21 protein-coding genes and 1 riboswitch are annotated in these 21,427 nt (G+C 69.7%); of the genes, 12 read left to right on the top strand and 9 right to left on the bottom strand.

Annotated elements, in window-relative coordinates; genetic code table 11:
- The first annotated feature begins 2 nt into the window (after positions 1 to 2).
- A complete protein-coding gene (locus tag J2Y42_RS08705) occupies positions 3 to 1,187 on the top strand; it encodes a thiolase family protein (RefSeq protein ID WP_309858086.1) in 1,185 nt (394 codons plus the stop codon).
- A gap of 45 nt (positions 1,188 to 1,232) precedes the next feature.
- Positions 1,233 to 1,994, top strand: a complete 762-nt coding sequence (locus J2Y42_RS08710) for a 3-hydroxyacyl-CoA dehydrogenase (RefSeq protein WP_089874720.1) — start codon at positions 1,233 to 1,235, stop codon at positions 1,992 to 1,994.
- Between the two features lie 116 nt (positions 1,995 to 2,110).
- Here the strand turns inward: J2Y42_RS08710 and J2Y42_RS08715 are convergent, their stop codons facing one another.
- The gene (locus J2Y42_RS08715) at positions 2,111 to 3,565 is read right to left on the bottom strand and encodes a helix-turn-helix domain-containing protein (RefSeq protein WP_309856969.1); all 1,455 of its coding nucleotides are present in this window, start codon (positions 3,563 to 3,565) and stop codon (positions 2,111 to 2,113) included.
- 115 nt (positions 3,566 to 3,680) lie between these two features.
- Here J2Y42_RS08715 and J2Y42_RS08720 point away from each other — a divergent pair, with 115 nt between their 5' ends.
- Entirely contained in the window at positions 3,681 to 5,513 is a 1,833-nt protein-coding gene (locus tag J2Y42_RS08720) for a phosphoenolpyruvate carboxykinase (GTP) (protein ID WP_309856970.1), read from the top strand.
- 84 nt (positions 5,514 to 5,597) lie between these two features.
- On the opposite strand, the gene J2Y42_RS08725 is transcribed toward J2Y42_RS08720, so the two are convergent.
- Together J2Y42_RS08725 and J2Y42_RS08730 are read right to left on the bottom strand one after the other, a co-directional pair.
- Complete coding sequence (locus J2Y42_RS08725; RefSeq protein ID WP_309856971.1) at positions 5,598 to 7,589, bottom strand: ABC transporter ATP-binding protein; 1,992 nt, start codon at positions 7,587 to 7,589, stop codon at positions 5,598 to 5,600.
- A 52-nt stretch (positions 7,590 to 7,641) separates the two neighbouring features.
- Positions 7,642 to 7,857: a hypothetical protein gene (locus J2Y42_RS08730; protein WP_309856974.1), complete on the bottom strand. Its 216-nt coding sequence runs from the start codon at positions 7,855 to 7,857 to the stop codon at positions 7,642 to 7,644.
- Positions 7,858 to 7,953: 96 nt separating this feature from the next.
- Here J2Y42_RS08730 and J2Y42_RS08735 point away from each other — a divergent pair, with 96 nt between their 5' ends.
- Genes J2Y42_RS08735 through J2Y42_RS08745 form a run of 3 tightly spaced genes read left to right on the top strand, consistent with a single transcriptional unit; the run spans position 7,954 to position 10,585 of the window.
- Positions 7,954 to 8,880: an ATP-binding cassette domain-containing protein gene (locus J2Y42_RS08735; protein WP_309856977.1), complete on the top strand. Its 927-nt coding sequence runs from the start codon at positions 7,954 to 7,956 to the stop codon at positions 8,878 to 8,880.
- Positions 8,877 to 9,758, top strand: coding sequence for an ABC transporter permease (locus tag J2Y42_RS08740; protein WP_309856979.1), 882 nt, complete (start codon positions 8,877 to 8,879; stop codon positions 9,756 to 9,758). Before J2Y42_RS08735 ends, J2Y42_RS08740 begins: the two co-directional genes overlap by 4 nt.
- 47 nt (positions 9,759 to 9,805) lie before the next feature.
- Positions 9,806 to 10,585, top strand: coding sequence for an ABC transporter permease (locus J2Y42_RS08745; protein WP_309858089.1), 780 nt, complete (start codon positions 9,806 to 9,808; stop codon positions 10,583 to 10,585).
- Between the two features lie 21 nt (positions 10,586 to 10,606).
- Here J2Y42_RS08745 and J2Y42_RS08750 read toward each other — a convergent pair whose 3' ends face one another.
- Entirely contained in the window at positions 10,607 to 12,001 is a 1,395-nt protein-coding gene (locus J2Y42_RS08750; protein ID WP_309856980.1) for an MFS transporter, read from the bottom strand.
- Positions 12,002 to 12,170: 169 nt separating this feature from the next.
- Here J2Y42_RS08750 and J2Y42_RS08755 point away from each other — a divergent pair, with 169 nt between their 5' ends.
- The 5 genes from J2Y42_RS08755 (at position 12,171) to J2Y42_RS08775 (ending at position 14,608) form a co-directional block, all read left to right on the top strand.
- Positions 12,171 to 12,599 (top strand): DUF2269 family protein, encoded by a 429-nt coding sequence (locus tag J2Y42_RS08755; RefSeq protein WP_309856982.1) that lies wholly within the window; start codon positions 12,171 to 12,173, stop codon positions 12,597 to 12,599.
- A 96-nt stretch (positions 12,600 to 12,695) separates the two neighbouring features.
- A complete protein-coding gene (locus tag J2Y42_RS08760; protein ID WP_309856985.1) occupies positions 12,696 to 13,052 on the top strand; it encodes a metalloregulator ArsR/SmtB family transcription factor in 357 nt (118 codons plus the stop codon).
- Complete coding sequence (locus J2Y42_RS08765) at positions 13,049 to 13,531, top strand: SRPBCC family protein (protein WP_309856987.1); 483 nt, start codon at positions 13,049 to 13,051, stop codon at positions 13,529 to 13,531. The genes J2Y42_RS08760 and J2Y42_RS08765 overlap by 4 nt, the downstream gene beginning before the upstream one ends.
- A 28-nt stretch (positions 13,532 to 13,559) precedes the next feature.
- The gene (locus J2Y42_RS08770) at positions 13,560 to 14,198 is read left to right on the top strand and encodes a dihydrofolate reductase (RefSeq protein WP_309856991.1); all 639 of its coding nucleotides are present in this window, start codon (positions 13,560 to 13,562) and stop codon (positions 14,196 to 14,198) included.
- On the top strand, positions 14,195 to 14,608 hold the full coding sequence (locus tag J2Y42_RS08775; protein ID WP_309856993.1) for a VOC family protein: 414 nt from the start codon (positions 14,195 to 14,197) through the stop codon (positions 14,606 to 14,608). Before J2Y42_RS08770 ends, J2Y42_RS08775 begins: the two co-directional genes overlap by 4 nt.
- 37 nt (positions 14,609 to 14,645) lie before the next feature.
- On the opposite strand, the gene ribH is transcribed toward J2Y42_RS08775, so the two are convergent.
- The 5 genes from ribH to J2Y42_RS08800 all read right to left on the bottom strand — a co-directional run bounded on the left by ribH (position 14,646) and on the right by J2Y42_RS08800 (position 19,476).
- Positions 14,646 to 15,122, bottom strand: a complete 477-nt coding sequence (gene ribH, locus J2Y42_RS08780) for a 6,7-dimethyl-8-ribityllumazine synthase (RefSeq protein WP_309856996.1) — start codon at positions 15,120 to 15,122, stop codon at positions 14,646 to 14,648.
- Entirely contained in the window at positions 15,119 to 16,420 is a 1,302-nt protein-coding gene (ribA, locus tag J2Y42_RS08785) for a GTP cyclohydrolase II (RefSeq protein ID WP_309856999.1), read from the bottom strand. The genes ribH and ribA overlap by 4 nt, the downstream gene beginning before the upstream one ends.
- Positions 16,417 to 17,046, bottom strand: a complete 630-nt coding sequence (locus J2Y42_RS08790) for a riboflavin synthase (RefSeq protein WP_309857002.1) — start codon at positions 17,044 to 17,046, stop codon at positions 16,417 to 16,419. Before J2Y42_RS08790 ends, ribA begins: the two co-directional genes overlap by 4 nt.
- 5 nt (positions 17,047 to 17,051) lie before the next feature.
- Positions 17,052 to 18,158, bottom strand: a complete 1,107-nt coding sequence (gene ribD, locus J2Y42_RS08795) for a bifunctional diaminohydroxyphosphoribosylaminopyrimidine deaminase/5-amino-6-(5-phosphoribosylamino)uracil reductase RibD (RefSeq protein WP_396427142.1) — start codon at positions 18,156 to 18,158, stop codon at positions 17,052 to 17,054.
- A gap of 71 nt (positions 18,159 to 18,229) precedes the next feature.
- Positions 18,230 to 18,385, bottom strand: a riboswitch (FMN riboswitch).
- A gap of 65 nt (positions 18,386 to 18,450) precedes the next feature.
- A complete protein-coding gene (locus J2Y42_RS08800; protein ID WP_309857007.1) occupies positions 18,451 to 19,476 on the bottom strand; it encodes a sugar-binding domain-containing protein in 1,026 nt (341 codons plus the stop codon).
- Positions 19,477 to 19,621: 145 nt separating this feature from the next.
- Here J2Y42_RS08800 and J2Y42_RS08805 point away from each other — a divergent pair, with 145 nt between their 5' ends.
- A complete protein-coding gene (locus J2Y42_RS08805) occupies positions 19,622 to 21,361 on the top strand; it encodes a glycerol-3-phosphate dehydrogenase/oxidase (protein WP_309857010.1) in 1,740 nt (579 codons plus the stop codon).
- Positions 21,362 to 21,427 lie beyond the last annotated feature (66 nt).

The raw sequence follows: 21,427 nt of genomic DNA on the forward strand, positions 1-21,427 counted from the left end.
CGCTGTCCGAAGCGGTCATCGTCGACGTCGTCCGCACGCCCTCCGGGCGCGGCAAGCCGGACGGCGAGCTGTCCGACATCCATCCGGCCGACCTCCTGGCCGGCGTGCTGCTCGAACTGGTGGGGCGCACCGGCATCGATCCCGCCATCGTCGACGACGTGATCGGTGGATGCGTCACCCAGTCGGGCGAGCAGGCCGGCAACATCACCCGGACGGCGGTGCTGAGTGCGGGGTTCCCCGAGAGCGTCCCCGCGGTGACGATCGACCGGCAGTGCGGCTCCAGCCAGCAGGCCGCGGCGTTCGCGGCGCAGGGCGTGATGTCGGGGGCGTACGACGTGGTGATCGCCTGCGGTGTCGAGTCGATGAGCCGCGCGCCGATGGGGTCGAACGTGCAGGGCGCATCCCTCGGCGGCGAACTGCTGAAGACGCGGTACCCGGACGGACTGGTGAACCAGGGCGTCGCCGCGGAACTGATCGCCGACCGCTGGGGTTTCAGCCGGGCGCAGCTCGACGACTACGCCGCGGACTCGCACGGCCGCGCTGCCTGGGCCGCGGCGAGCGGCGCGTTCGAGGGGGAGCTTGTCGGAGTCCCCACGCCCGACTCCGGCAGCGTCGTCGCGGACGAGACCATCCGTCCGGGGACGACCGTCGAGAAGCTGGCGCAGCTGCAGCCGGTGTTCCGCACCGACCGCCTGGCGGAGCGCTTCCCGCAGCTCGAGTGGCGCATCACCGCGGGCAACTCGTCGCCCCTGACCGACGGCGCCTCCGCCGCCCTGATCATGAGCGCGGATGCGGCCAAGCGGCTGGGCCTGCGTCCGCGCGCCCGATTCCACTCGTTCGCCGTCGCCGGGAGCGACCCGTTGCTGATGCTGACCGGCATCCTTCCCGCCACCCGAAAGCTGCTCGACCGCAGCGGGGTGCGGATGGACGAGATCGACGCGTACGAGGTCAACGAAGCGTTCGCGCCCATCCCTCTGCTCTGGCGCGAGGAGTTCGACGCGGACCCGTCGCGGCTCAACCCGCACGGTGGGGCGATCGCGCTCGGGCATGCGCTCGGCTCGTCCGGCACGCGCCTGCTGGCGACGCTGCTCAACGAGGTCGAGTCGCGCGGCGGGCGCTACGGCCTGCAGACCATGTGCGAGGGCGGCGGCACCGCCAACGCGACCCTCATCGAAGTCCTGCGCTGACCGCGCATCGACGCAACGGCCCACAGAACGACACGAAGGAGAACCATGCAGCTCGACGGATGCTCGGCCATCGTCACCGGCGGAGCCAGCGGACTCGGAAACGCCACCGCGCGCGCACTCACCGAGGCGGGCGCCCGTGTCGTCATCCTCGACCTCCCCAGCTCGGAGGGCGAGAAGGCCGCGATCGCCCTCGGCCCCGGCGCACGGTTCATCGCCGCGGATGTCACCGACGAGGCACAGGTGCAGGCGGCGGTGGACACCGCATCAGGTCTCGCCCCGCTGCGCGTCGTCGTCAACTGCGCAGGCATCGCCACTGCCGAGAAGGTGCTGGGTCGCGACGGCGTCATCCCGCTCGAGCACTTCGAGCGCGTGATCCGCGTGAACCTGATCGGCACGTTCAACGTCGTGCGCCTCGCGGCTGCTGCGATCGCGCAGACCGAGCCGGTCGGTGAGGAGCGCGGCGTGATCGTCAACACGGCGTCGGTGGCCGCGTTCGACGGCCAGATCGGCCAGCCGGCCTATTCCGCGTCGAAGGGTGGGGTCGCGGCCATGACGCTGCCGTTGGCGCGGGAGTTCGCGCGCAGTCTCATCCGCGTCATGACGATCGCGCCGGGGATCTTCGAGACCCCGATGATGGCCGGGTTGCCGCAGGCGGCGCAGGACTCATTGGCCGCGCAGGTGCCGCATCCCTCGCGGCTCGGCCGGCCGGCGGAGTATGCCGCGCTGGTGCGCGCGATCGTCGAGAACCCGATGCTCAACGGGGAGACGATCCGCCTCGACGGCGCGATCCGGATGCAGCCCAAGTAATCCGAGCGCCCGACCTCCCGCCAACAGCTCCTGAGTTTTTCGGCCGCATGGCGGGGTGTCGCGCGGAAAAACTCAGGAGCTGTTGGCGTGGGTCGGGGGCAGCGGAGGCAGGCGCGTCAGGCGCCCGAGTGCGCCTCCAGGAACGCGTAGACGTCGGAGTCGTCGACGCCCGGGAACGACCCGGACGGCAGCGGCGACAGGATGTGCGCGTGCAGCCGCGCGCTCGGCCACGCCTTGCCCGCCCAGCGTCCGGACAGCGTCGCGGGCGGACGCTTGCAGCACGACTCGTCGGGGCAGCGCGACTCGGCGCGCACGGTCGTTTCGCGGCCGCGGAACCACTTCGCCTCATCGAACGGCACGCCGACGCTGATCGAGAAGCCGCCCTCCGCGGTCGTCCCGGTCTGCGTCGCACACCAGTACGTGCCGGCCGGGGTGTCGGTGTACTGGTACAGCTCCGTGGTCCGGTTGGTGTGGGTGAACGCCGTCCGCGCTCCCCATTTCCGGCAGACGACCTGCCCCTCGATGGACCCGGTCACATCCGTCGGCAGCGGGAGCCCGTCGTTCTCGTAGCCCTTGTACAGCGCTCCGTCGTCGCCGACGCGGAGGAAGTGCATCGTCATGTCGAGGTGGCTGGTCGCCAGGTTCGTCAGCCGGAGCGCGGCCGCCTCGTGGGTGACACCGAAGGCGTCGCGGAAGTCCTCCACGGCGAGGTCCTTGTCCTTCTTCGCCTGCTGCAGGAAGGCGACGGCGGCCTCGCGCGGCATGAGGCAGCAGGCAGCGAAATAGTTGATCTCCAGCCGCTGCCGGAGGAAGTCCGCGTACGACGCAGGGCGGGTATGCCCGAGCAGCCGGTGCGCCATCGCCTGGAGCGCCATCGATCGGAGGCCGTGGCCACCGGGAATCGACGCGGGCGGCAGGTAGATCCGCCCGTTCTCAAGGTCGGTGATCGACCGCGCCGACCGGGGGAGATCGTTGACGTAGATGAGCTCGAAGCCCAGCTGCTCGGCCATGACGCTGACCTCGCGGTGCGTCAGGGCTCCGCGGACATGGCCCGACGCCCGGACCCGCTGCTCCGCGAGCTCCTCGATCTCGGGCATGTAGTTGTGCTGGGCGCGCATCCGCTCGCGCAGTTCGGTGTTCGCCCGCCGGGCCTCCTCGGGCGTCGCGATCGCCTCGCTCGCACGCCGGCTCAGTTCGCGGTGCAGGCCGACGATGGCCCGGAGCGTCTCGGTCGGGGTGCCCTTGGTCGGCTTGACCGTCGGCAGCCCGAGCGAGGCGTACAGCGGGCCGCGCTGCGCCCGGGCGAGCTCGATCTCGAGGGCGGCGCGCTCGTCCGGCGGCTCGGCCGACAGGAGGTCGGCCGGCTGGACGCCGAGCGCGGCGGCGAGCGAACTCAGCAACGAGATGCGGGGTTCGCGCTTGCCGTTCTCGATCAGCGACAGCTGGCTGGCGGCGACGCCGGCCGCCGCGCCCAGGTCGTCGAGGGTCATGCCGCGCCGGGTGCGGAAGTGCCGGATGCGGTGGCCGAGCGTGGCGAGGTCGATGTCGCCCGTGTCCACGGGAGTGCTCATCGCTTCACGATAGCGAAAGATTCGCGATTCTTACAGGGAAAATCCTGGCCACAACCTCCGGAACCTCGCGGATGCTGGAGGTGACTCCACTTCTTACGACGAAAAGGACTCCGTCATGAGCATCGCCGAGCTGACCCTCACCGACACGGCCCCGTCCGACGGGATGGACGCCGTGCGCGCCTGGGTCGACGACATCGCCGCCCTCACGCAGCCGGACGAGGTCGTCTGGTGCGACGGCTCCCTCGCCGAGACCGACCGGCTGACCAAGCAGCTCGTCGCGGAGGGCAAGCTCATCCGGCTGAACCCCGAATGGCGGCCCAACAGCTTCCTCGCGCGCACCGACCCCGGCGATGTCGCCCGGGTCGAGGACCGCACGTTCATCTGCTCGGAGGACGAGACGGACGCCGGCCCGACGAACAACTGGCGGGAGCCCGACGCGATGCGCGCCGAACTCCGCGAGGTGTTCGCGGGGAGCATGCGCGGGCGGACGATGTACGTCGTCCCGTTCTCGATGGGACCGGTCGGCGGCCCGATCTCGCAGGTCGGTATCCAGCTCACCGACTCGGCGTATGTGGCCGTGAGCCTCGGGATGATGACCCGCGTCACCGAGACCGTGCTCGACCTGATCTCGGCCGGGCAGCCGTGGGTTCCGACCGTGCACAGCGTCGGCTTCCCGCTCGTCGACGCCGACGGGACCCGACGCGACGATGTGCCGTGGCCGTGCAACACGACCAAGTACATCGTGCAGTTCCCGGAGACCAGGGAGGTCTGGTCGTACGGCTCGGGATACGGCGGCAACGCCATCCTCGCGAAGAAGTGCTTCGCCCTGCGGATCGCGTCGGTGATGGCGCGCGACGAGGGCTGGCTGGCCGAGCACATGCTCATCATCAAGGTGACGTCGCCCGAGGGCCGCGTCTTCCACTTCGCCGCGGCGTTCCCGTCGGCGTGCGGCAAGACGAACCTGGCGATGCTGCAGCCGAGCATCCCGGGCTGGACGGTCGAGACCATCGGCGACGACATCGCGTGGCTGCGCCCGGGCCCGGACGGCCGGCTGCGCGCGATCAACCCGGAGGCGGGCTTCTTCGGCGTCGCGCCGGGCACCGGCGAGAGCACGAACCGCACGGCGGTCGAGACGCTGTGGGGCAACACGATCTTCACCAACGTGGCACTGCGCGACGACGGCGACGTCTGGTGGGAGGGACTGACCGACGAGCCGCCTGCCCACCTGATCGACTGGGAGGGGAAGGACTGGACGCCCGACAGCGGTCGCCCGGCCGCGCATCCGAACTCCCGCTTCACCGTGAGCGCCGCACAGTGCCCGTCCATCGCCGACGACTGGGATGCCTTCGACGGCGTGCCGATCGACGCGATCCTGTTCGGCGGACGGCGCGCGACGAACGTCCCGCTCGTGGCGCAGGCGCGTGACTGGCGTCACGGCGTGTTCATCGGGGCGACGATCTCTTCGGAGCGCACCGCCGCGGCAGAGGGGACGGTCGGCGAGCTCCGGCGCGACCCGTTCGCGATGCTGCCGTTCTGCGGCTACAACATGGCCGACCACTGGGCGCACTGGCTGGAGATGGGGGAGCGGCTCGGGGAGCACGCGCCGGCCGTGTTCCAAGTGAACTGGTTCCGCATGGGAGACGACGGGCGCTTCCTGTGGCCGGGCTTCAGCGAGAATTCCCGCGTGATCGAGTGGATCGCTCGGCGTGTGGAGGGGAGTGCCGGAAGCGTCACGACGCCGATCGGGCAGCTGCCGGTGGTGGAGGAGCTGGACCTGGAGGGCCTTGACCTGCCGGAGGACGACGTGGCAGCCCTGTTCGAGGTCGACCCGCAGAGCTGGCTCGCGGAGTGCGACCTGACGGACGAGTTCTTCGCCCGTTTCGGCTCCCGCGTCCCGGCCGCCCTCCGCGCCGAACTCGCCTCCCTCCGTTACCACCTGCGCGCCTGACCGCCCCCCGTCGAGTACGCAAAAACTGCACGCAATCCGAGTGGATCGCGTGCAGTTTTTGCGTACTCGACGGTGGGGGGAAGCTCAGACGAGGAGTTGGTGCTTGGCGAGGTCGCGGTAGAGCGGCGTGGTCTCGACGAGCTCGGAGTGCGTGCCGCTGCCGATGACGCGGCCGTGGTCGAGCACCACGATCTGGTCGGAGTCGACCACCGTGGACAGCCGGTGCGCGATCACGAGCAGCGTGCGGTCCTCCGCCACGGCGTCGATCGCCTCCCGCATCAGCTGCTCGTTGCGCCCGTCGAGGCTCGACGTCGACTCGTCGAGAAGCAGGACGGGCGGAGCGGCCAGCAGCGCACGCGCGATCGCGAGACGCTGGCGTTCGCCGCCGGAGAGCATGATGCCGTCCTCCCCGACGGGTGCGCCGAGGCCGAGCTCGCTGCGCTCCAGCACCTCGGTCAGGTTGACGGCGTGCAGGACGTCGATGCACTCCTGGTCGGTCGCGTCCGGCGCGGCCAGCGTCAGGTTGTCGCGCAGCGAGCCGGCCAGCACGGGCGCGTCCTGCTCGACATAGCCGATCTGGGAGCGGAGGCTGACGCGGTCGAGGGTGCGCACGTCCATCCCGCCGAAGCGCACCTCGCCCGCCTGCGGGTCGTAGAACCGCTCGACGAGCGCGAGGATGGTCGACTTGCCCGCACCGGACGGCCCGACGAGCGCCGTCCGCTTGCCGCGCGGGACACGGAAGCTGACGCCCTGGAGCACTCCGCCGTGCCGCTGCGTGCCCTTGTCCGAGCCGGCTCCGGCCGCGGCCTCCGCCTCGGCGACGACGTCCGCTCCGGTCAGCGCCTCGAACGCGAGTCGCTCCGGTGTCGGCTGCTCGGGCGTCTGCTGCTGGCCGCCGCCGCTGGCCGGGCGGGAGCCATCCGCCGTATCCTCCGGCGCGGTGCCCTCCGGATACGCGAACCGCACGTCCACGAACTCGATCGCGGGCGCCTCCGGCGCGAGCGCTTCGTTCGCGGCGCCGACGGTCAGGGCCAGCGGCGCGATGTCGCGGTCGTGCTGGTCCTCGGTCGGCAGGTCGAGGATCTCCTGGATGCGGCCCAGCGCCCCGAGCGCCGAGTTGACCGCCGCGATGGCGCCGAACGCCTGTCCGAGCGGCAGGATCATCATGAACAGGAACAGGATGAACGCGACCAGGTTCGCGACCGTGATGGCTCCGCTGGCGACGCGGAAGCCGCCGACGCCGAGCACGACCAGGAACGACACCTGCATCGCGATGCCTGCCACGGGGACGACGAGCGCCGAGATCTTCGCGACCCGGATGCCCATCCGCCAGGCTCCGGTCGCGTCCTCGTCCACCGCAGCGATCTCGCGCTCGGTCGCGTTGGAGGCCCGGATGGTCCGCACCGAGCTGATCGCCCGCTCGACAGCGGCGGCCAGGTCGCCGACCTTGTTCTGCGCCTTCTGGCTCGCGACACGGATGCGGCCGGAGAGCAGCACGACGACGACGATGGAGACGGCCACGACGAGCACGGTGAGTCCGAGCAGCACCGGGTCGATGATGAGCATCGCGATCAGAGCGCCGATGAACGTGAGCGCCCCGCCGATCGCCTCGACCAGACCCTGCGTCAGGACGGCACGCAGCAGCGTGGTGTCCGACCCGACCCGGGAGACCAGGTCGCCCGTGCGCCGGGTGTCGAACTCGCTGATCGGCAGCCGCAGCAGCCGCCCGACGAGCTTGCGCCGAGACGACAGCACGACGCCTTCGCCGGTGCGCTGCAGCAGGTAGTGCTGGTACCCCGAGATGATCCCGGAGATCACCACGAGGGCGATGAGGCCCCACACCAGGCCGCCGAGCGGCTCCTGCTTCCCGACCACCTCGATGACCTGGCTGACCAGGAGCGGCTGGGCGAGGCTCGCCGCGGCGCCCAGGATGCTGAGCACGATGACGAAGGCGAGGACACGCTTGTGCTCCAGCAGGTACGGGAGCAGCTGCGAGAACCGCGCGCGGGGGCCGGCGTCGTCGGTGGGCCGTCCGAAGCCGCGACGGCGGCGGGCGGGGGCTGACGTGGTGGACATGACGGTGTCTCCGTTCGGGGAGGAGGAGGGGCGTCGGGATCGTTGCTTTGCGCTAACTCCGACCGTACTTCTTGTGAACTGCCTGTTTGCTGACACCGAGGGCGAGCGCGATCAGCTGCCAGGTCGCGTTGGCGTTGCGGGCGCGGCGCACGGCGACCGCCTCGAGTCGGTCGAGCTCGCGGTGCATCTTCGCGATCGCGCGGAGGGCGACGATGGGGTCGGCGGAGTCGGCGTCGCCGGCCAGGGTCTGCAGCGTTCCGGAGTCCATGGCGTCAACCATAGTTGACCCCGGGCGCACCGTCAACCTGGATTGACTTCTCCTGACCCCTCCGAATGTCCCCGGTCGCGGCTACAGTGCTGAACTATGCCGACGCCCGTCATCGCCGCCCGAGATCTGGTCAAGAAGTACAAGGACTTCCCGGCCGTCGACGGCGTGAGCTTCGAGGTGGAGCCGGGGGAGTCGTTCGGGCTCCTCGGGCCGAACGGCGCGGGCAAGTCCACCACGATGCGCATGATCGGCGCGGTCTCCACCCGCACCGCCGGCTCGCTGAGCATCCTCGGTCTCGATCCCGACACCTACGGGCCCGAGATCCGGTCGCAGCTCGGCGTTGTTCCACAGGCGGACAACCTCGACACCGAGCTCCGCGTGCGCGACAACCTCATCGTCTACGGGCGATACTTCGGCCTGCCGTCCTCCCGCGTGCGTGCGCGGGCGGACGAGCTCCTCGCCTTCGCGCAGCTCGAAGACAAGGCGAAGGCGAAAGTCGACGATCTCTCCGGCGGGATGAAGCGCCGGCTCACCATCGCCCGCGCACTCATCAACGACCCGCGCATCCTGCTTCTCGACGAACCGACGACCGGCCTCGACCCGCAGGCGCGCCACATCCTCTGGGACCGCCTCTTCCGCCTCAAGGAGCAGGGCACGACTCTGGTGCTGACCACGCACTACATGGATGAGGCCGAGCAGCTCTGCGACCGCCTGGTCGTCGTCGACAAGGGCACCATCATGGCGGAGGGCTCGCCGGCGGCCCTGATCCGCGAGTACTCCACCCGGGAGGTGCTCGAGGTCCGTTTCGGCTCGGAGCGCAATGCGGAGGTCGCGGAGCGCCTCGACGGCATCGGCGACCGCATCGAGGTGCTGCCCGACCGCATCCTCGTCTACAGCGACGACGGCGAGGCCGAGCTCGTGCGCATCGCCGAGCGCGGCCTGCACCCGCTGACGAGCCTGGTGCGACGGTCGAGCCTCGAGGACGTGTTCCTCCGGCTCACCGGACGGAGCCTGATCGAATGAGCGTGGCAGTCGGCCCCGCCGGGGGAGCGGCCGGCGATCCCGGCCCCGAGGCCCGCGCCGAGGCGCGGGAGGCGCTCGCCGCGGCCGCGCGACCGCGGCGCTTCGGCGCCTGGTACGTGGCCGAGCACCGCTTCCGGGTGATGCGCTCGTACCTGCAAACCGTGCTGGTCACCGGGTTCGGTAACCCGCTGCTGTATCTGCTCGCGATGGGCCTCGGGCTCGGCTCGCTGGTCAGCGCCAACATGGGCCCGAACGCCGTGGACGGCGTGAGTTACCTCGCTTTCGTCGCTCCCGCGCTCCTCTGCACGGCCGCGGTCACCGTGGCGAGCGAGGAGTTCACCTACCCGATCATGCTCGGGTTCAAGTGGAACCCGACCTTCTACGGCATCAACGCCTCCCCGATCTCGCCCGGCCAGATCATCGACGGCGTCGTCATCGCCGTGGTCGCCCGCATCCTGGGCACGAGTGCCATCTACTTCGCGTTCATGGTGCTGTTCGGCGCGGTCCCGAGTCCGTGGGGCTGGGTCAGCATCCTGGTCGGCACTCTGGGCGGCCTCGCCTTCGGCGCGCCGATCATGGCGTACGTGGCGACGCTGGAGCAGGACACCGGCCAGATCGCCATGCTGATGCGGTTCGTCCTGCTGCCGATGAGCCTGTTCTCGGGCACGTTCTTCCCGCTGTCCTCGATGCCGCCCTTCCTGCAGTGGATCGGGTGGATCTCGCCGCTCTGGCACTCCACCGAGCTGAGCCGCGTGTTCACCTACGGAATGAGCGAGCCGCTCTGGCTCTCTGTCGTCCACGTCGTGTACCTCGCCGCGCTCTTCGTCGCGTTCTGGCTGTGGAGCCGCCGCATCGCCGCGAGGAGGTTGAACAAGTGACCGCGACCGACCAGCGTCTCGCCGCCTCCACAGCGCGCCCGCGCGCGATGCGTGCGCTTTACGCCGGCAACGCCCGCTCCGTGATGCAGCGCGGCTGGTCCGCCACGCGCAGCACCAACTGGCTGGTGATCGTCTCGGGCTTCTTCGAGCCGATCTTCTACCTGCTGTCGCTCGGGATCGGCTTCGGGGCGCTCGTCGGCGACGTGCAGACCTCGTCCGGTCAGACGGTGCCGTACGCGGCCTTCATCGCTCCGGCGCTGCTCGCCACCGCGGCGATGAACGGCGCCGTGTACGACTCCACCTGGAACGTCTTCTTCAAGATGCACTTCGCGAAGCTGTACGAGGGGATGCTGGCCACCTCGCTCGGGCCGCTCGACGTGGCGCTGGGCGAGATCCTGCTTGCCCTCCTGCGCGGCGCGCTGTACGCGCTCGGCTTCATGCTGGTGATGCAGGCGCTCGGACTCAACCTGTCGTGGTGGGCCCTGCTCGCGCTGCCCGCGGTGCTGCTCATCGCGTTCGGCTTCGCCAGCTTCGGGATGGGCATCACCAGTTACATGAAGACGTTCCAGCAGATGGACTGGATCAACTTCATCCTGCTGCCCATGTTCCTGCTGTCGGCGACCTTCTACCCGATCACCGTGTACCCCGAAGCGATCCAGGTGATCATCAAGGCGCTCCCGCTATGGCACGGCGTCGAGCTGGTCCGTGGTCTCACCACGGGCATGGTCGACTGGGGGATGCTGTGGCACGTCCTGTACTTCCTGGTCATGATCCTGCTCGGCCTGATTCTGACCACCCGGCGCCTGCGCGCTCTCTTCCTCGACTGAAACGGCGAGAGACCGAGCGCGTCAGCTCACGTTGTCGGTGAAGTCGATGTCGCGCGTCTCCTTCGAGAGCAGGAGGGCGATCAGCGTCAGCACACCGGCGAGAGACAGGTAGACGCCGACCCAGAATGTGCTGCCGTCCGCGAGCGTCCACAGCCACACCGCGATGGTCGGCGCGACGGCCGCGCCGAGCACGCTGGACAGGTTGTAGGAGATCGCCGAACCGGTGTAGCGGACGTTGGTCGGGAACAGCTCGGGCAGCTCCGCGCCCATCGGCCCGAAGGTGAGTCCCATCAGCGTGAAGCCGATGATGAGGAGCGCCATCGTGCCGACCGTGCCGCCCGCGAACAGCGGGACGAACAGCAGACCGAACACGATGATCCCCAGGGTGACCCAGATCAGCGTCTTGCGACGGCCGAAGCGCTCGGCGAGCGGACCGGCGACCAGCGTGAAGATGCCGAAGAACACGACACCGATGATGAGCATGATGAGGAAGTCGTTGCGGCTGTAGCCGAGGCCGGGCACGAAGGTCGACGCGTCGAAGGGCTTTCCGGCCTTCTCCGCCGCGGCCTGAGCCTGCTGGGCGGACGCCGCCGTGGTGCCGTAGGTCAGCGTGAACGCCGTCATCAGGTAGAAGAGCACGTACGTGGCCAGCATGATGAAGGTGCCGAGCACGATCTGCCACCAGCTGGTGCGGAAGACGCGGGCGAGGGGAAGCTTGGCCACCTCGCCGGTGTCGACGACCTTCTGGAACGCCGGGGTCTCGACGAGCTTCAGCCGCACGTACAAGCCGACGATGACGAGCACCGCGCTCAGGAGGAACGGGATGCGCCAGCCCCAGGCGGCGAAGGCGTCGGGGGAGATCGTCAGGCTGAGGATGAGGAACAGCACATTGGCGACGATGAAGCCGATGGGAGCGCCGAGCTGCGGGAAGGTCCCGTAGATCGCGCGCTTGCCGGCCGGGGCGTTCTCGGTGGCGAGCAGCGCGGCGCCGCTCCACTCACCGCCGAGCCCGAGGCCCTGGCAGAACCGCATCACCACGAGGAGGAACGGCGCCCAGAACTCCCAGCCCGTCACCTGCGCGGTCGGGAGGCACCCGATGAGGACGGTGGCGATGCCCATGGTGAGCAGCGAGCCGACGAGCGTTCCCTTGCGGCCGATCCTGTCGCCGAAGTGGCCGAACAGGATGGAGCCGACCGGCCGCGCGATGAAGGCGACGCCGAAAACGGCGAACGACGACAGCAGGGCGGTCGTCGGGTTCTCGTTGGTGAAGAACAGTGCGGGGAACACCAGGACTGCGGCGGTCGCGTAGACGTAGAAGTCGTAGAACTCGATCGACGTGCCGATGAGGCTGGCAAGGATGACGCGCCCGCGGGTGTTCGCGGGTGCCGGCGTGGTGACGGGGGCCGTCGTAGACATGCGTGTGGAGAGCTTCCGGTGAAGGCGAGAGAGGCCGCATGGCGTGCGCGGCGTCGGTCGGGCGGAAGGCGCGCGTGGGCGGGAGGTCGGAACGCGCTTGTGGCGCACCTTCTACCCTATGCGGCCTGGGCGGGGCCGCCGAATCGGTGTGCTCGCTACGCTGAGGGGCATGGAAACACTCTTCGCCGTGCTGCACGTCGTGACCGCCGTCTTCATCGTCGGTCCGATGGCCATCCTTCCCATGACGGCGATGCGCGCCGTCCGCGCGGGCGACGCCCGTCAGGTCGAGACGCTCGCGAAGTCGACCAACCTGCTGTCGCTGCTGTCCCTGCTGGTCGTGCTGTTCGGGTTCGGCGTCATGGGGCTGGCGGACAAGAAGTACGACCTCAGCGTGACGACGCCGTGGATCCTGTGGTCGATCATCCTCTACGTCGTCGCCCTGGCGCTGACCCTGTTTGTCGTCGTGCCGGCGATGCGCCGCGCCGCCGAGGCGCTGCGCGACGGCACCGCGTCCCGGTACCCGCAGATCGCCGCGGGATCGGGGGTCGCGAGCCTGCTGCTTCTCGCGGTGGTCGTGCTCATGGTCTGGAAGCCGTAGCCGCATCCCCTCGCTGCGCGCTCCGCTCTTGACGCGGGGCGCGCATTCTTCTACTCTCGTATTCAACAGAATGATTGATAAACGAAACGGTTGATCATGCAGGATGAGGACGGTCTCGACCGGGCGTTCGCCGCCCTGGCGGATCCGGTGCGCCGGGCGATCGTCGCCCGCCTCAGCCGGGGTCCGGCGACGGTGAACGAGCTGGCGGAGCCGTTCGACATCACCCTGCAGGCGGTGTCGCGGCACATCGCCGTGCTCGAGGCGGCCGGCCTCGTCTCGCGAACGCGGGAGGCTCAGCGTCGCCCCGTCCATCTCGATGCCGCAGCGCTCGAGCGCCTCACCTCCTGGATCGACCGCTACCGGCTCGAGGCGGAGTCGCGTTACCGCCGCCTCGACGCCGTCCTCACCCACCAGCAGACCAGCAGCACCCCGAACAGGGAGAAGAGATCATGAGCAACCCCGTCGTCATCGAAGCCGTGCCGGGTACGTCGTACGCCGACCTCACCCGGGAGTTCGACGCTCCCGCAGCGGCCGTCTTCCGCGCCCACGCCGACCGCGATTCGTTCGCCGAGTGGATCGGCCCGCGCAGCCTCAGCACCACCATCACCGAGTGGGACTTCCGAACCGGCGGCGCGTACGCCTACGAGCAGCGCGACACCGACGGATCCGTCTACGCGTTCCGCGGCGTGTTCCACAGCGTCGTCGAGAACGAGCTGATCATCCAGACGTTCGAGTACGTCGGGATGCCGGACGAGGTGGCGCTCGAGCGCATGCGCTTCGAGGAGCTGCCGGACGGCCGATCCCGCCTGTCCGCCCGGTCGGTCATGAGCTCGCGCGAAGCGCTCGAGAGCATGATCGAGAACGGGATGGAGTACGGCGTCCGTGAGGGATACGAGAAGCTCGACGAACTGCTGCTCCGGCACGGTGCGTGAGCGGATGAGCGAAGGAAGGGAACGGACCATGGGCACGACCTATCTCCACGCGGTGGCGTCGCTCGACGGCTTCATCGCCGACGACAACGACGATGTCGGACCGCTGCACGACTGGTACTTCAACGGCGACCATCCACTCGACGTGGAAGACCATCCCGAGGTGCACAGTGGTCCGTTCCGAGTCTCCGCGGCCTCGGTCGACTACGTCAGCGGCATATGGTCGCGGCAGAGCGCGCTCGTCATCGGCCGTCGGCTCTTCGATCTCACGAACGGATGGGAGGGGCACCCTCCGGCGAGTGATCACGTGGTGGTCGTCTCGCACCGCCCGAAGCCGGACGGCTGGCATCCGGAGGCGTCGTACCACTTCGTCGACTCGGTGGAGGGCGCCGTGGCGCTCGCCCAGGAGCTCGCCGGCGACGGCGAGGTCGGCGTCACCGCCGGCGACATCGGTGGCCAGGCCCTCGCGCTTGGTCTCATCGACTACGTCGCAATGGATCTGGTGCCCGCCGTGTTCGGAAGCGGCAAGCGCTACTTCGGATCGTTCACGGGCGGACCGCTCGTGCTCGACGATCCGGACGTCGTGATCCAGGGGGAGCGTGTGCTGCACCTGCGTTACCCGGTGCGCCGCGGACCCGCGTCGCCGAACACCGACCAGGAGGCATCATGACGATCGCCAATCCCACCCCGCCCGTCCCCGCCGGGGCGATGATGCTCGAACTGGTGATGCTGCCGGTGACGGACATCGACCGCTCCATCGAGTTCTACCGGGACAGCGTCGGCTTCACGCTGGATGTGGATGTGCGCCCGGCCGACGGCGTCCGCGTCGTCCAGCTGACACCGCCGGGTTCGTACTGCTCGGTCACGATGACGAGCGGGATCGGGCAGGCGCCGTCGAAGCCCGGCTCTGTACGCGGCCTGCATCTCGTCGTCGCCGACATCGGGGCGGCGCGCGCGGCCCTCGTCGAGCGCGGGGTCGACGTGTCGCCGGTCCAGGACATGGGGGGCGTGTTCTATGCCTGGTTCGCCGACCCCGACGGAAACACGTGGGCGCTCCAGCACATGCCCTGGCGGGCATAGACCGGAGCGCCCAGGCGCTTCGTCGTCGCGGTACGCCTCAGGCCCGCAGCGAGCGGAGGGCGACGGCGGTCGCGAGCGCTGCGTGAGCGGCCTCGGCGCCCTTGTCCTCCTTGGAATCCTCGAAGCCGGCGCGATCGAGGCCCTGGGCCTCGTCGTCGAGCGTCAGCACGCCGAATCCGACGGGCTTGCCGGTGTCGATCGCGACCCGGGTGAGGCCGTCGGTCGCGGCGGCCGACACGTACTCGAAGTGCGGGGTGCCGCCCCGGATGATCACGCCGAGCGCGACCACTGCATCCGCGCCCGCTTCCAGCGCGGCCTTGGAGACGACGGGCAGCTCGAAGCTGCCGGGAACACGGACGAGCGTGTGGGTCGCGCCCGACGCATCCAAGGTCCGCTTCGCGCCGGCGATGAGGCCCTCGCTGATCGTCTCGTGCCAGCTGCCGGCGACGACGACGACGTTCAGGCCGCTCCCGTCGATCCGCTCCTCGGCGTTCGGGGCTCCCGCTCCGCTCATCGTGCAGTCCTCTCCGCCGCGAGTCCCGCGGCCGTCTCGGTGGTCGGGGACACCGGGTTGATGTCTCCGATCGCGTGACCCATGCGGTCGCGCTTGGTCTCCAGGTAGCCCTCGTTGAAGGCGCCGACGCCGACGACGAGCGGAACGCGCTCCTCCACCTCGATGCCGTGCTCCTCCAGCTGGCGCACCTTCTCGGGGTTGTTGGTCAGCAGACGCACCGACTCGATGCCGAGATCCTGCAGGATGGCCGTGGCCGCCCCGTAGTCGCGGGCGTCGATCGGGAGGCCGAGGGCGAGGTTGGCGTCGAGCGTGTCGAGCCCCTCCTCCTGCAGCTTGTACGCGCGCAGCTTGTTGATCAGGCCGATGCCGCGGCCCTCGTGCCCGCGCAGGTAGACGACGACGCCGCCCTCCCGCTGGATGGTGTCGAGCGCGGCGTCGAGCTGCGGCCCGCACTCGCACTTCAGCGAGCCGAACGCCTCACCGGTCAGGCACTCCGAGTGGACGCGGATCAGCGTGCCCTCGCGCTGCGGGTTGCCGGCCACGATGGCGACGTGGTCCGCGCCCGTCATGCGGTCGCGGTAGGCGCGCATGCGGAACGGCCCGTGCGTCGTCGGAACGGTGGTCTCGACCTCGAAGATCACCCGGGAGGTCTCGGGGATGGGCGTCACCGTCTCCAGCGGCTGGTCGCAGTGGAACTCCTGCAGGTACGCGATGAGCGCCTCGATCGTGACGACGAGAACTCCCTCGCGCTGACCCAGCTCGATGAGGCCGGGGAGGCGCATCATCTCGCCGTCGTCGGCGACGATCTCGGCGATGGCGCCGACCGGCGTCATCCCCGCGAGCTTGAGCAGATCGACCGCGGCCTCGGTGTGCCCGTCGCGCTCGCGGACTCCGCCTTCCACCGCACGGAGCGGAAGGATGTGACCCGGCCGGTGCAGGCTCGACGGCGTCGAGTCCAGGTCGGCGAGCACGCGGAGGGTGTGCGCGCGGTCGGCCGCGCTGATGCCGGTGGAGAGGCGGTTGGCCGCATCCACGCTGACCGTGTAGTTGGTGCCGCGGTCGTCCTCGTTGTGGGCGACCATCACGGGCAGCTCGAGACGGTCGGCGATCTCGTTCGTCATCGGCGCGCAGATGAAGCCGGACGAGTTCTTCACCGTCCAGGCGATCCACTCCTGGCTCGCCAGCTCGGCGGCGAGCAGGACGTCGCCCTCGTTCTCACGGCTCTCGTTGTCGACGACGATGACCGGCCGGCCGGCGCGCAGCTCCGTGAGGGCCTCGGGGATGGTGGCCAGGCTCATGATGCGCTCCGTTCGCTCAGTGCCGGTTCGAGCGCCAGCATGCGCTCCACATGACGGGCCAGGATGTCCGTCTCGATGTTGACCCTGTCGCCCACGACGCGCTCGCCGAGGGTCGTCGCGGCCAGCGTCTCGGGGATCAGCGAGACCTCGAACCAGCCGTCGTCGCGTCCGCCACCCACGGCGCTGACCGTGAGGGAGACGCCGTCGATCGCGATCGAACCCTTGCGTGCGACCAGCGGCGCGTGCTCGGGGTCGAGGCTCAGCCGCACGACGCGCCAGGCGCTGCCGTCGGTGATCGCCAGCACGGTCGCCGTGCCGTCGATGTGGCCTTGGACGATGTGCCCGCCGAGGCGGTCGCCCACCTGCGCCGCGCGCTCCAGGTTGACCCGGCGGCCCGGCTGGACGCCGTCGAGGGTGCTGATCGCGAGTGTCTCGGCCATCACATCCGCCGTGAACGTCTCGGTGTCCTTGTCGATGACCGTCAGGCAGACGCCGCTGACCGAGATGGAGTCGCCGTGCCGGGCGTCGCTGACGGCCAGCGGTCCGCGCACGGTGACGCGCGCCGCGTCGTCGGTGTGCTCGACGGCGGTGATCTCGCCCAGCTCTTCGATGATTCCTGTGAACATGATCGTCAGCCCTCCTGGCCGGTGGGAATCGGGGGTGTGGGGAAGATGTCGGCGCCGGCCACGTCGACGCGGTCGGCTCGATCTGCGGCGGTGCGGGGTGCGCCGTCCGGGACGGGGACGGCGCGGATGAGAAGGTCGCCGCCGAGCCGCTCGACGTCGATCACGCGCAGGCGCCGCTGGTCGGCGATCGTCTCGACACCGAGGTCGCCGAGGGCGACCCGGGGGCCGCCGAGGAGCGTGGGCGCGAGGTAGATCGCGTACTCGTCGACGAGGCCGGCGGCGACGAAGGCGCTCGCCAGCGTCGGACCGCCCTCGACGTAGACCCGCCGGAAGCCGCGCTGGTGGAGGTCTGCGACCACCTCGTCCAGGTCGTGCGTTCCCTCGAAGATGACCGGGTTGGGGTGACGGAACACCGCAGCGTCCTTCGGGATGGCGCGGGTGCCCACCACGACCGGCGTCGGCTGGGTGCCCATCAGCTCGCCCGCGTCGCCCCGCGCCGTGAGGCTCGGGTCGTCGGCGAGCACTGTCCCGGTGCCGACGACGATGGCGTCGGACGCCTCCCGCTGCTCGTGCACGCGCTGGCGGGCCGCCGCGCCGGTGATCCACTTGCTAGTTCCGTCGGCCGCCGCGGCGCGGCCGTCGAGGCTGCTCGCCCACTTCACGACGATGTACGGCCGGCCGAGCCGGGCGGCGGTCAGCCAGTCGCCCAGGAAGGCGTCGATCTCGTCACGCAGCACGCCGCCGACCACCTCGACACCGGCCTCGCGGAGGCGCTGGGCGCCGCCGCTGGAGTGGTGCCCCGGATCGTCGGTCCCGTAGACCACACGCGCGACGCCCGCCTCGATGAGGGCCTCGGAGCACGGGCCGGTGTGGCCCCAGTGGTTGCACGGCTCGAGCGTGACGACGGCCGTCGCCCCGCGAGCGCCGCCCTCGGGCAGCTGGCTCAGCGCATCCACTTCGGCGTGCGCCGTGCCGACACCGCGGTGCCAGCCCTCGGCGAGCACACGGCCTTCGGCGTCGAGGATGATGCAGCCGACCCGCGGGTTCACGCCCGTGGCGGGACCGTTCGCGGCGAGCTCGAGAGCCGTGCGCATGGGGGCTTCCCACGTCATCCCGTTGCCATCCTGTCTCTCGTCGAGACGTGTCGCCGGGGTCGCGTGGGCGCCAGCCCATACAGGCTGCCCACCGTGCTTCCTCCCATCCGGACTGAGCGAGCGGGCGTTCGCCTGCACGCATTACCGTCGGTGCCGGAATTCCACCGGCTCAGCAGGACGCCTGGGCGTCCCGCTCGCGGACTGTCACCGCCGGTTCGGACTTTCACCGACCCCGGAGCACGTATTTCGTTGTCGAGTCTAGATCAACGCGCCGACGCGCCGTCTATTCCCGGTCGCGTGCGACGTCGCATTACGCGGCGGCGACGGCCGCGGGCTCGGCGGCTGACTCCAACGGGGCGGGCTGCGTCAGCTGTACGAGCGCCCGTGCCGTCCCCTCGTCGACGATCAGATCGGTGATCAGCCCGGCGGCGAGGGCGCCACGGAGGCTGTGGACCTTGGACGGGCCGGAGACGATGCAGACCCGGCGCGGCACGCGCTTGATCAGGTCGATGTCCGGGCCGCTGGCGCGTTCGTTCAGAGGGATGCCGTGGTGGCTGCCGTCCTCGCGGAAGAAGACGGTCGCGACGTCGCCGACCACACCGGACTCGTCGAGCGACGTGTAGTCGGCCTGGTCGAGGTAGCCGCCGGCGTAGACGTGCGAGCGCACCTCCGAGAACGGGGAGCCGAGACCGAACAGGGCGACATCCATGCGCTCCTGGATGTCGAGGATGCGCCGGGTGCTCCGCTCGCGCCACATGGCGATCTTGGTCTGCGGGTCGTCGAAGAGGGCCGGCACCGGGAACTCCTGGATGGTTCCCGAATACGTGTCGCCGAACCGGCGCAGGATCTCGGACGCGTAGAGCACGCCGGTCGTATAGGTGTTGCCCGCCCCGTTGAGCTGCACGAACTCGACATTGTGCAACTCCTTCGGGATGAGGTGCCGGCTCAGGGCGCTCATGGTCGAGCCCCACGCGATCCCCACGGTCTGGTTGGAGTCGATGAACCGGTCGAGAATTCGTGCAGCCGAGATGGCGACGCGCTCCAGACGGTCGACATCGCTGATCGCGCTCGGCATGGGGACGATGTGCGCGGCGATGCCGTATCGCTCGTGGATCGTCTGCTGGATGCGGCTCGCGCCCTCGTGCGGTTCGGCGATCTGGATGGTGACGAGTCCGGACGCGCGCGCGTAGCTCAGCAGCCGGGAGACGCTGGAGCGCGACGTGTGCATCTCGTGCGCGATCGCCTCCATCGTGAGGTCCTGCATGTAGTAGAGGTGGCCGGCCTTGAGGGCGTCGCGGACCTTGTCGGGCAGGTGCTCGGTGTCGGGCTGGGGCATTCGGGGCCTCCTTCTCGTTCGGCACGTTCTCTTCAAGCGGATGGGGGCGGGTGCACGTATGTGCATCGAGCTTGATCGAAGTTGTGCCGGCACGAAAACTATAGCTGCACCACCACCCCACACGAGTAGCAATCAGGAGAAGACCGTGACGACGAAGTCGACCACCCGCACCGAGGTCCAGCGCCTCCGCGAACGCCCCCGAGCACAGGTGCTCGTCGTCGGCGGCGGCATCAACGGACTCGGCACCTTCCGCGACCTCGCCCTGCAGGGCGTCGACGTGATCCTCGTCGAGCGCAACGACTTCGTCTCCGGCGCATCGGCGGCCTCGAGCCACATGATCCACGGCGGCATCCGCTACCTCGAGAACGGCGAGTTCCGCCTGGTTAAGGAGTCGGTGACGGAGCGCAACGGCCTGCTCAAGATCGCGCCGCACTACGTGAAGCCCCTCGAGACCACCATCCCGATCTTCTCCACCTTCTCCGGCATCCTCGCGGCCCCGCTCCGCTTCCTCACCCACAAGCAGGGCAAGCCGAAGGAGCGCGGCGCGTTCCTCATCAAGACCGGCCTGACGATCTACGACTCCTTCTCGCGTGACGGCGGCTCGGTGCCGCGCCACAGGTTCCACGGCCGCAAGAAGTCGCTGGAGACGCTGCCGGCGCTCAACCCGGACCTCAAGTACACCGCCACGTACTTCGACGCCTCGGTGCACGACCCGGAGCGTCTGGCCCTCGACGTCCTGGCTGACGGTCTCGCGGCCGGTCCGCACGCCCGTGCCGTCAACTACGTCGAGGCGATCGGTACGCGCGACGGCGGCGTGCTGGTGCGCGACCGCGAGACCGGCGAGGAGTTCACCATCACGGCGGAGGTCGTCGTCAACGCCTCCGGCCCGTGGACCGACCTGACGAACGAGGCGCTCGGACAGGAGACGAGCTACATGGGCGGCACCAAGGGGTCGCACATCGTGCTCGACAACCCCGAGCTGCTGGAGGCCTGCCAGGGTCGTGAGATGTTCTTCGAGAACAACGACGGCCGCATCGTCCTCATCTACCCTCTCAAGGGTCGCGTCATGGTCGGGACGACCGACATCGACGCCGACATGTCCGGGCGCGCGGTCATCACCGAGGACGAGATCGACTACTTCATCGAACTGGTCTCGCACGTTTTCCCACGCATCCCGGTCACCCGCGACCAGATCGTCTACACCTTCTCCGGCGTCCGCCCGCTGCCGCACCACGACGACACCGCTCCCGGCTTCGTCTCGCGCGACTATCGGATCGTGCCCGGCACGGTCGCGGGCCTCGGCGACACCACGGTGCTCAGCCTGGTCGGCGGCAAGTGGACGACGTTCCGTGCGCTCAGCGAGCACCTCGCCAACGAGACGCTGAAGGCACTCGGCGCGACCCGCACCGTCCAGACCCTCGGACTGCCGATCGGCGGCGGCGCGGGCTTCCCGACCACTCCGCAGGCGGAGCGCGACTGGATCGCCCGCTACGGCGCGGACGTGGGGGATGAGCGGGCGGCCACGCTGCTGCACCGCTACGGCACCAAGGCCACGTATGTCCTCGACGCGATCGCCGGCTGGGATGGGGACGACACCCCGCTCGCCGCAGCGCCCTCGTACTCTCGTGCCGAGATCGACCACGTCGTGCGCAGCGAGCACGTCGTGCACCTCGACGACGTCTTCCTGCGACGCACGAGCCTCGCGTTCACCGGCGCGGTCACTCTCGAGCTCGTGCACGAGATCGCCGAAATAACGGCAAACGCGCTCGGATGGTCGCCAAATCGGCGCGCGGAGGAGGAAGATTCGTTCGTAGCGGACCTCGCCGACGCCCACCGGGTGCAGTTGAAGTCGGGAGACGGGAGCGAAGCCGCGGCGCTTCGATAATGCACGAACGTGCATGACACGGTTCTTGTCACGGTGGGCGTGACCGCAATAGCGTTCAAATGCCCA

This window comes from Leifsonia sp. 1010, from assembly GCF_031455295.1.
GTDB lineage: Bacteria > Actinomycetota > Actinomycetes > Actinomycetales > Microbacteriaceae > Leifsonia.

Coding starts and splice junctions, on each gene's coding strand:
- J2Y42_RS08710 (WP_089874720.1), top strand. CDS start 1,233: ATGCAGCTCGACGGATGCTCGGCCATCGTCACCGGCGGAGCCAGCGGA.
- J2Y42_RS08715 (WP_309856969.1), bottom strand. CDS start 3,565: ATGAGCACTCCCGTGGACACGGGCGACATCGACCTCGCCACGCTCGGC.
- J2Y42_RS08720 (WP_309856970.1), top strand. CDS start 3,681: ATGAGCATCGCCGAGCTGACCCTCACCGACACGGCCCCGTCCGACGGG.
- J2Y42_RS08725 (WP_309856971.1), bottom strand. CDS start 7,589: ATGTCCACCACGTCAGCCCCCGCCCGCCGCCGTCGCGGCTTCGGACGG.
- J2Y42_RS08730 (WP_309856974.1), bottom strand. CDS start 7,857: ATGGACTCCGGAACGCTGCAGACCCTGGCCGGCGACGCCGACTCCGCC.
- J2Y42_RS08735 (WP_309856977.1), top strand. CDS start 7,954: ATGCCGACGCCCGTCATCGCCGCCCGAGATCTGGTCAAGAAGTACAAG.
- J2Y42_RS08740 (WP_309856979.1), top strand. CDS start 8,877: ATGAGCGTGGCAGTCGGCCCCGCCGGGGGAGCGGCCGGCGATCCCGGC.
- J2Y42_RS08745 (WP_309858089.1), top strand. CDS start 9,806: ATGCGTGCGCTTTACGCCGGCAACGCCCGCTCCGTGATGCAGCGCGGC.
- J2Y42_RS08750 (WP_309856980.1), bottom strand. CDS start 12,001: ATGTCTACGACGGCCCCCGTCACCACGCCGGCACCCGCGAACACCCGC.
- J2Y42_RS08755 (WP_309856982.1), top strand. CDS start 12,171: ATGGAAACACTCTTCGCCGTGCTGCACGTCGTGACCGCCGTCTTCATC.
- J2Y42_RS08760 (WP_309856985.1), top strand. CDS start 12,696: ATGCAGGATGAGGACGGTCTCGACCGGGCGTTCGCCGCCCTGGCGGAT.
- J2Y42_RS08765 (WP_309856987.1), top strand. CDS start 13,049: ATGAGCAACCCCGTCGTCATCGAAGCCGTGCCGGGTACGTCGTACGCC.
- J2Y42_RS08770 (WP_309856991.1), top strand. CDS start 13,560: ATGGGCACGACCTATCTCCACGCGGTGGCGTCGCTCGACGGCTTCATC.
- J2Y42_RS08775 (WP_309856993.1), top strand. CDS start 14,195: ATGACGATCGCCAATCCCACCCCGCCCGTCCCCGCCGGGGCGATGATG.
- ribH (WP_309856996.1), bottom strand. CDS start 15,122: ATGAGCGGAGCGGGAGCCCCGAACGCCGAGGAGCGGATCGACGGGAGC.
- ribA (WP_309856999.1), bottom strand. CDS start 16,420: ATGAGCCTGGCCACCATCCCCGAGGCCCTCACGGAGCTGCGCGCCGGC.
- J2Y42_RS08790 (WP_309857002.1), bottom strand. CDS start 17,046: ATGTTCACAGGAATCATCGAAGAGCTGGGCGAGATCACCGCCGTCGAG.
- ribD (WP_396427142.1), bottom strand. CDS start 18,158: ATGACGTGGGAAGCCCCCATGCGCACGGCTCTCGAGCTCGCCGCGAAC.
- J2Y42_RS08800 (WP_309857007.1), bottom strand. CDS start 19,476: ATGCCCCAGCCCGACACCGAGCACCTGCCCGACAAGGTCCGCGACGCC.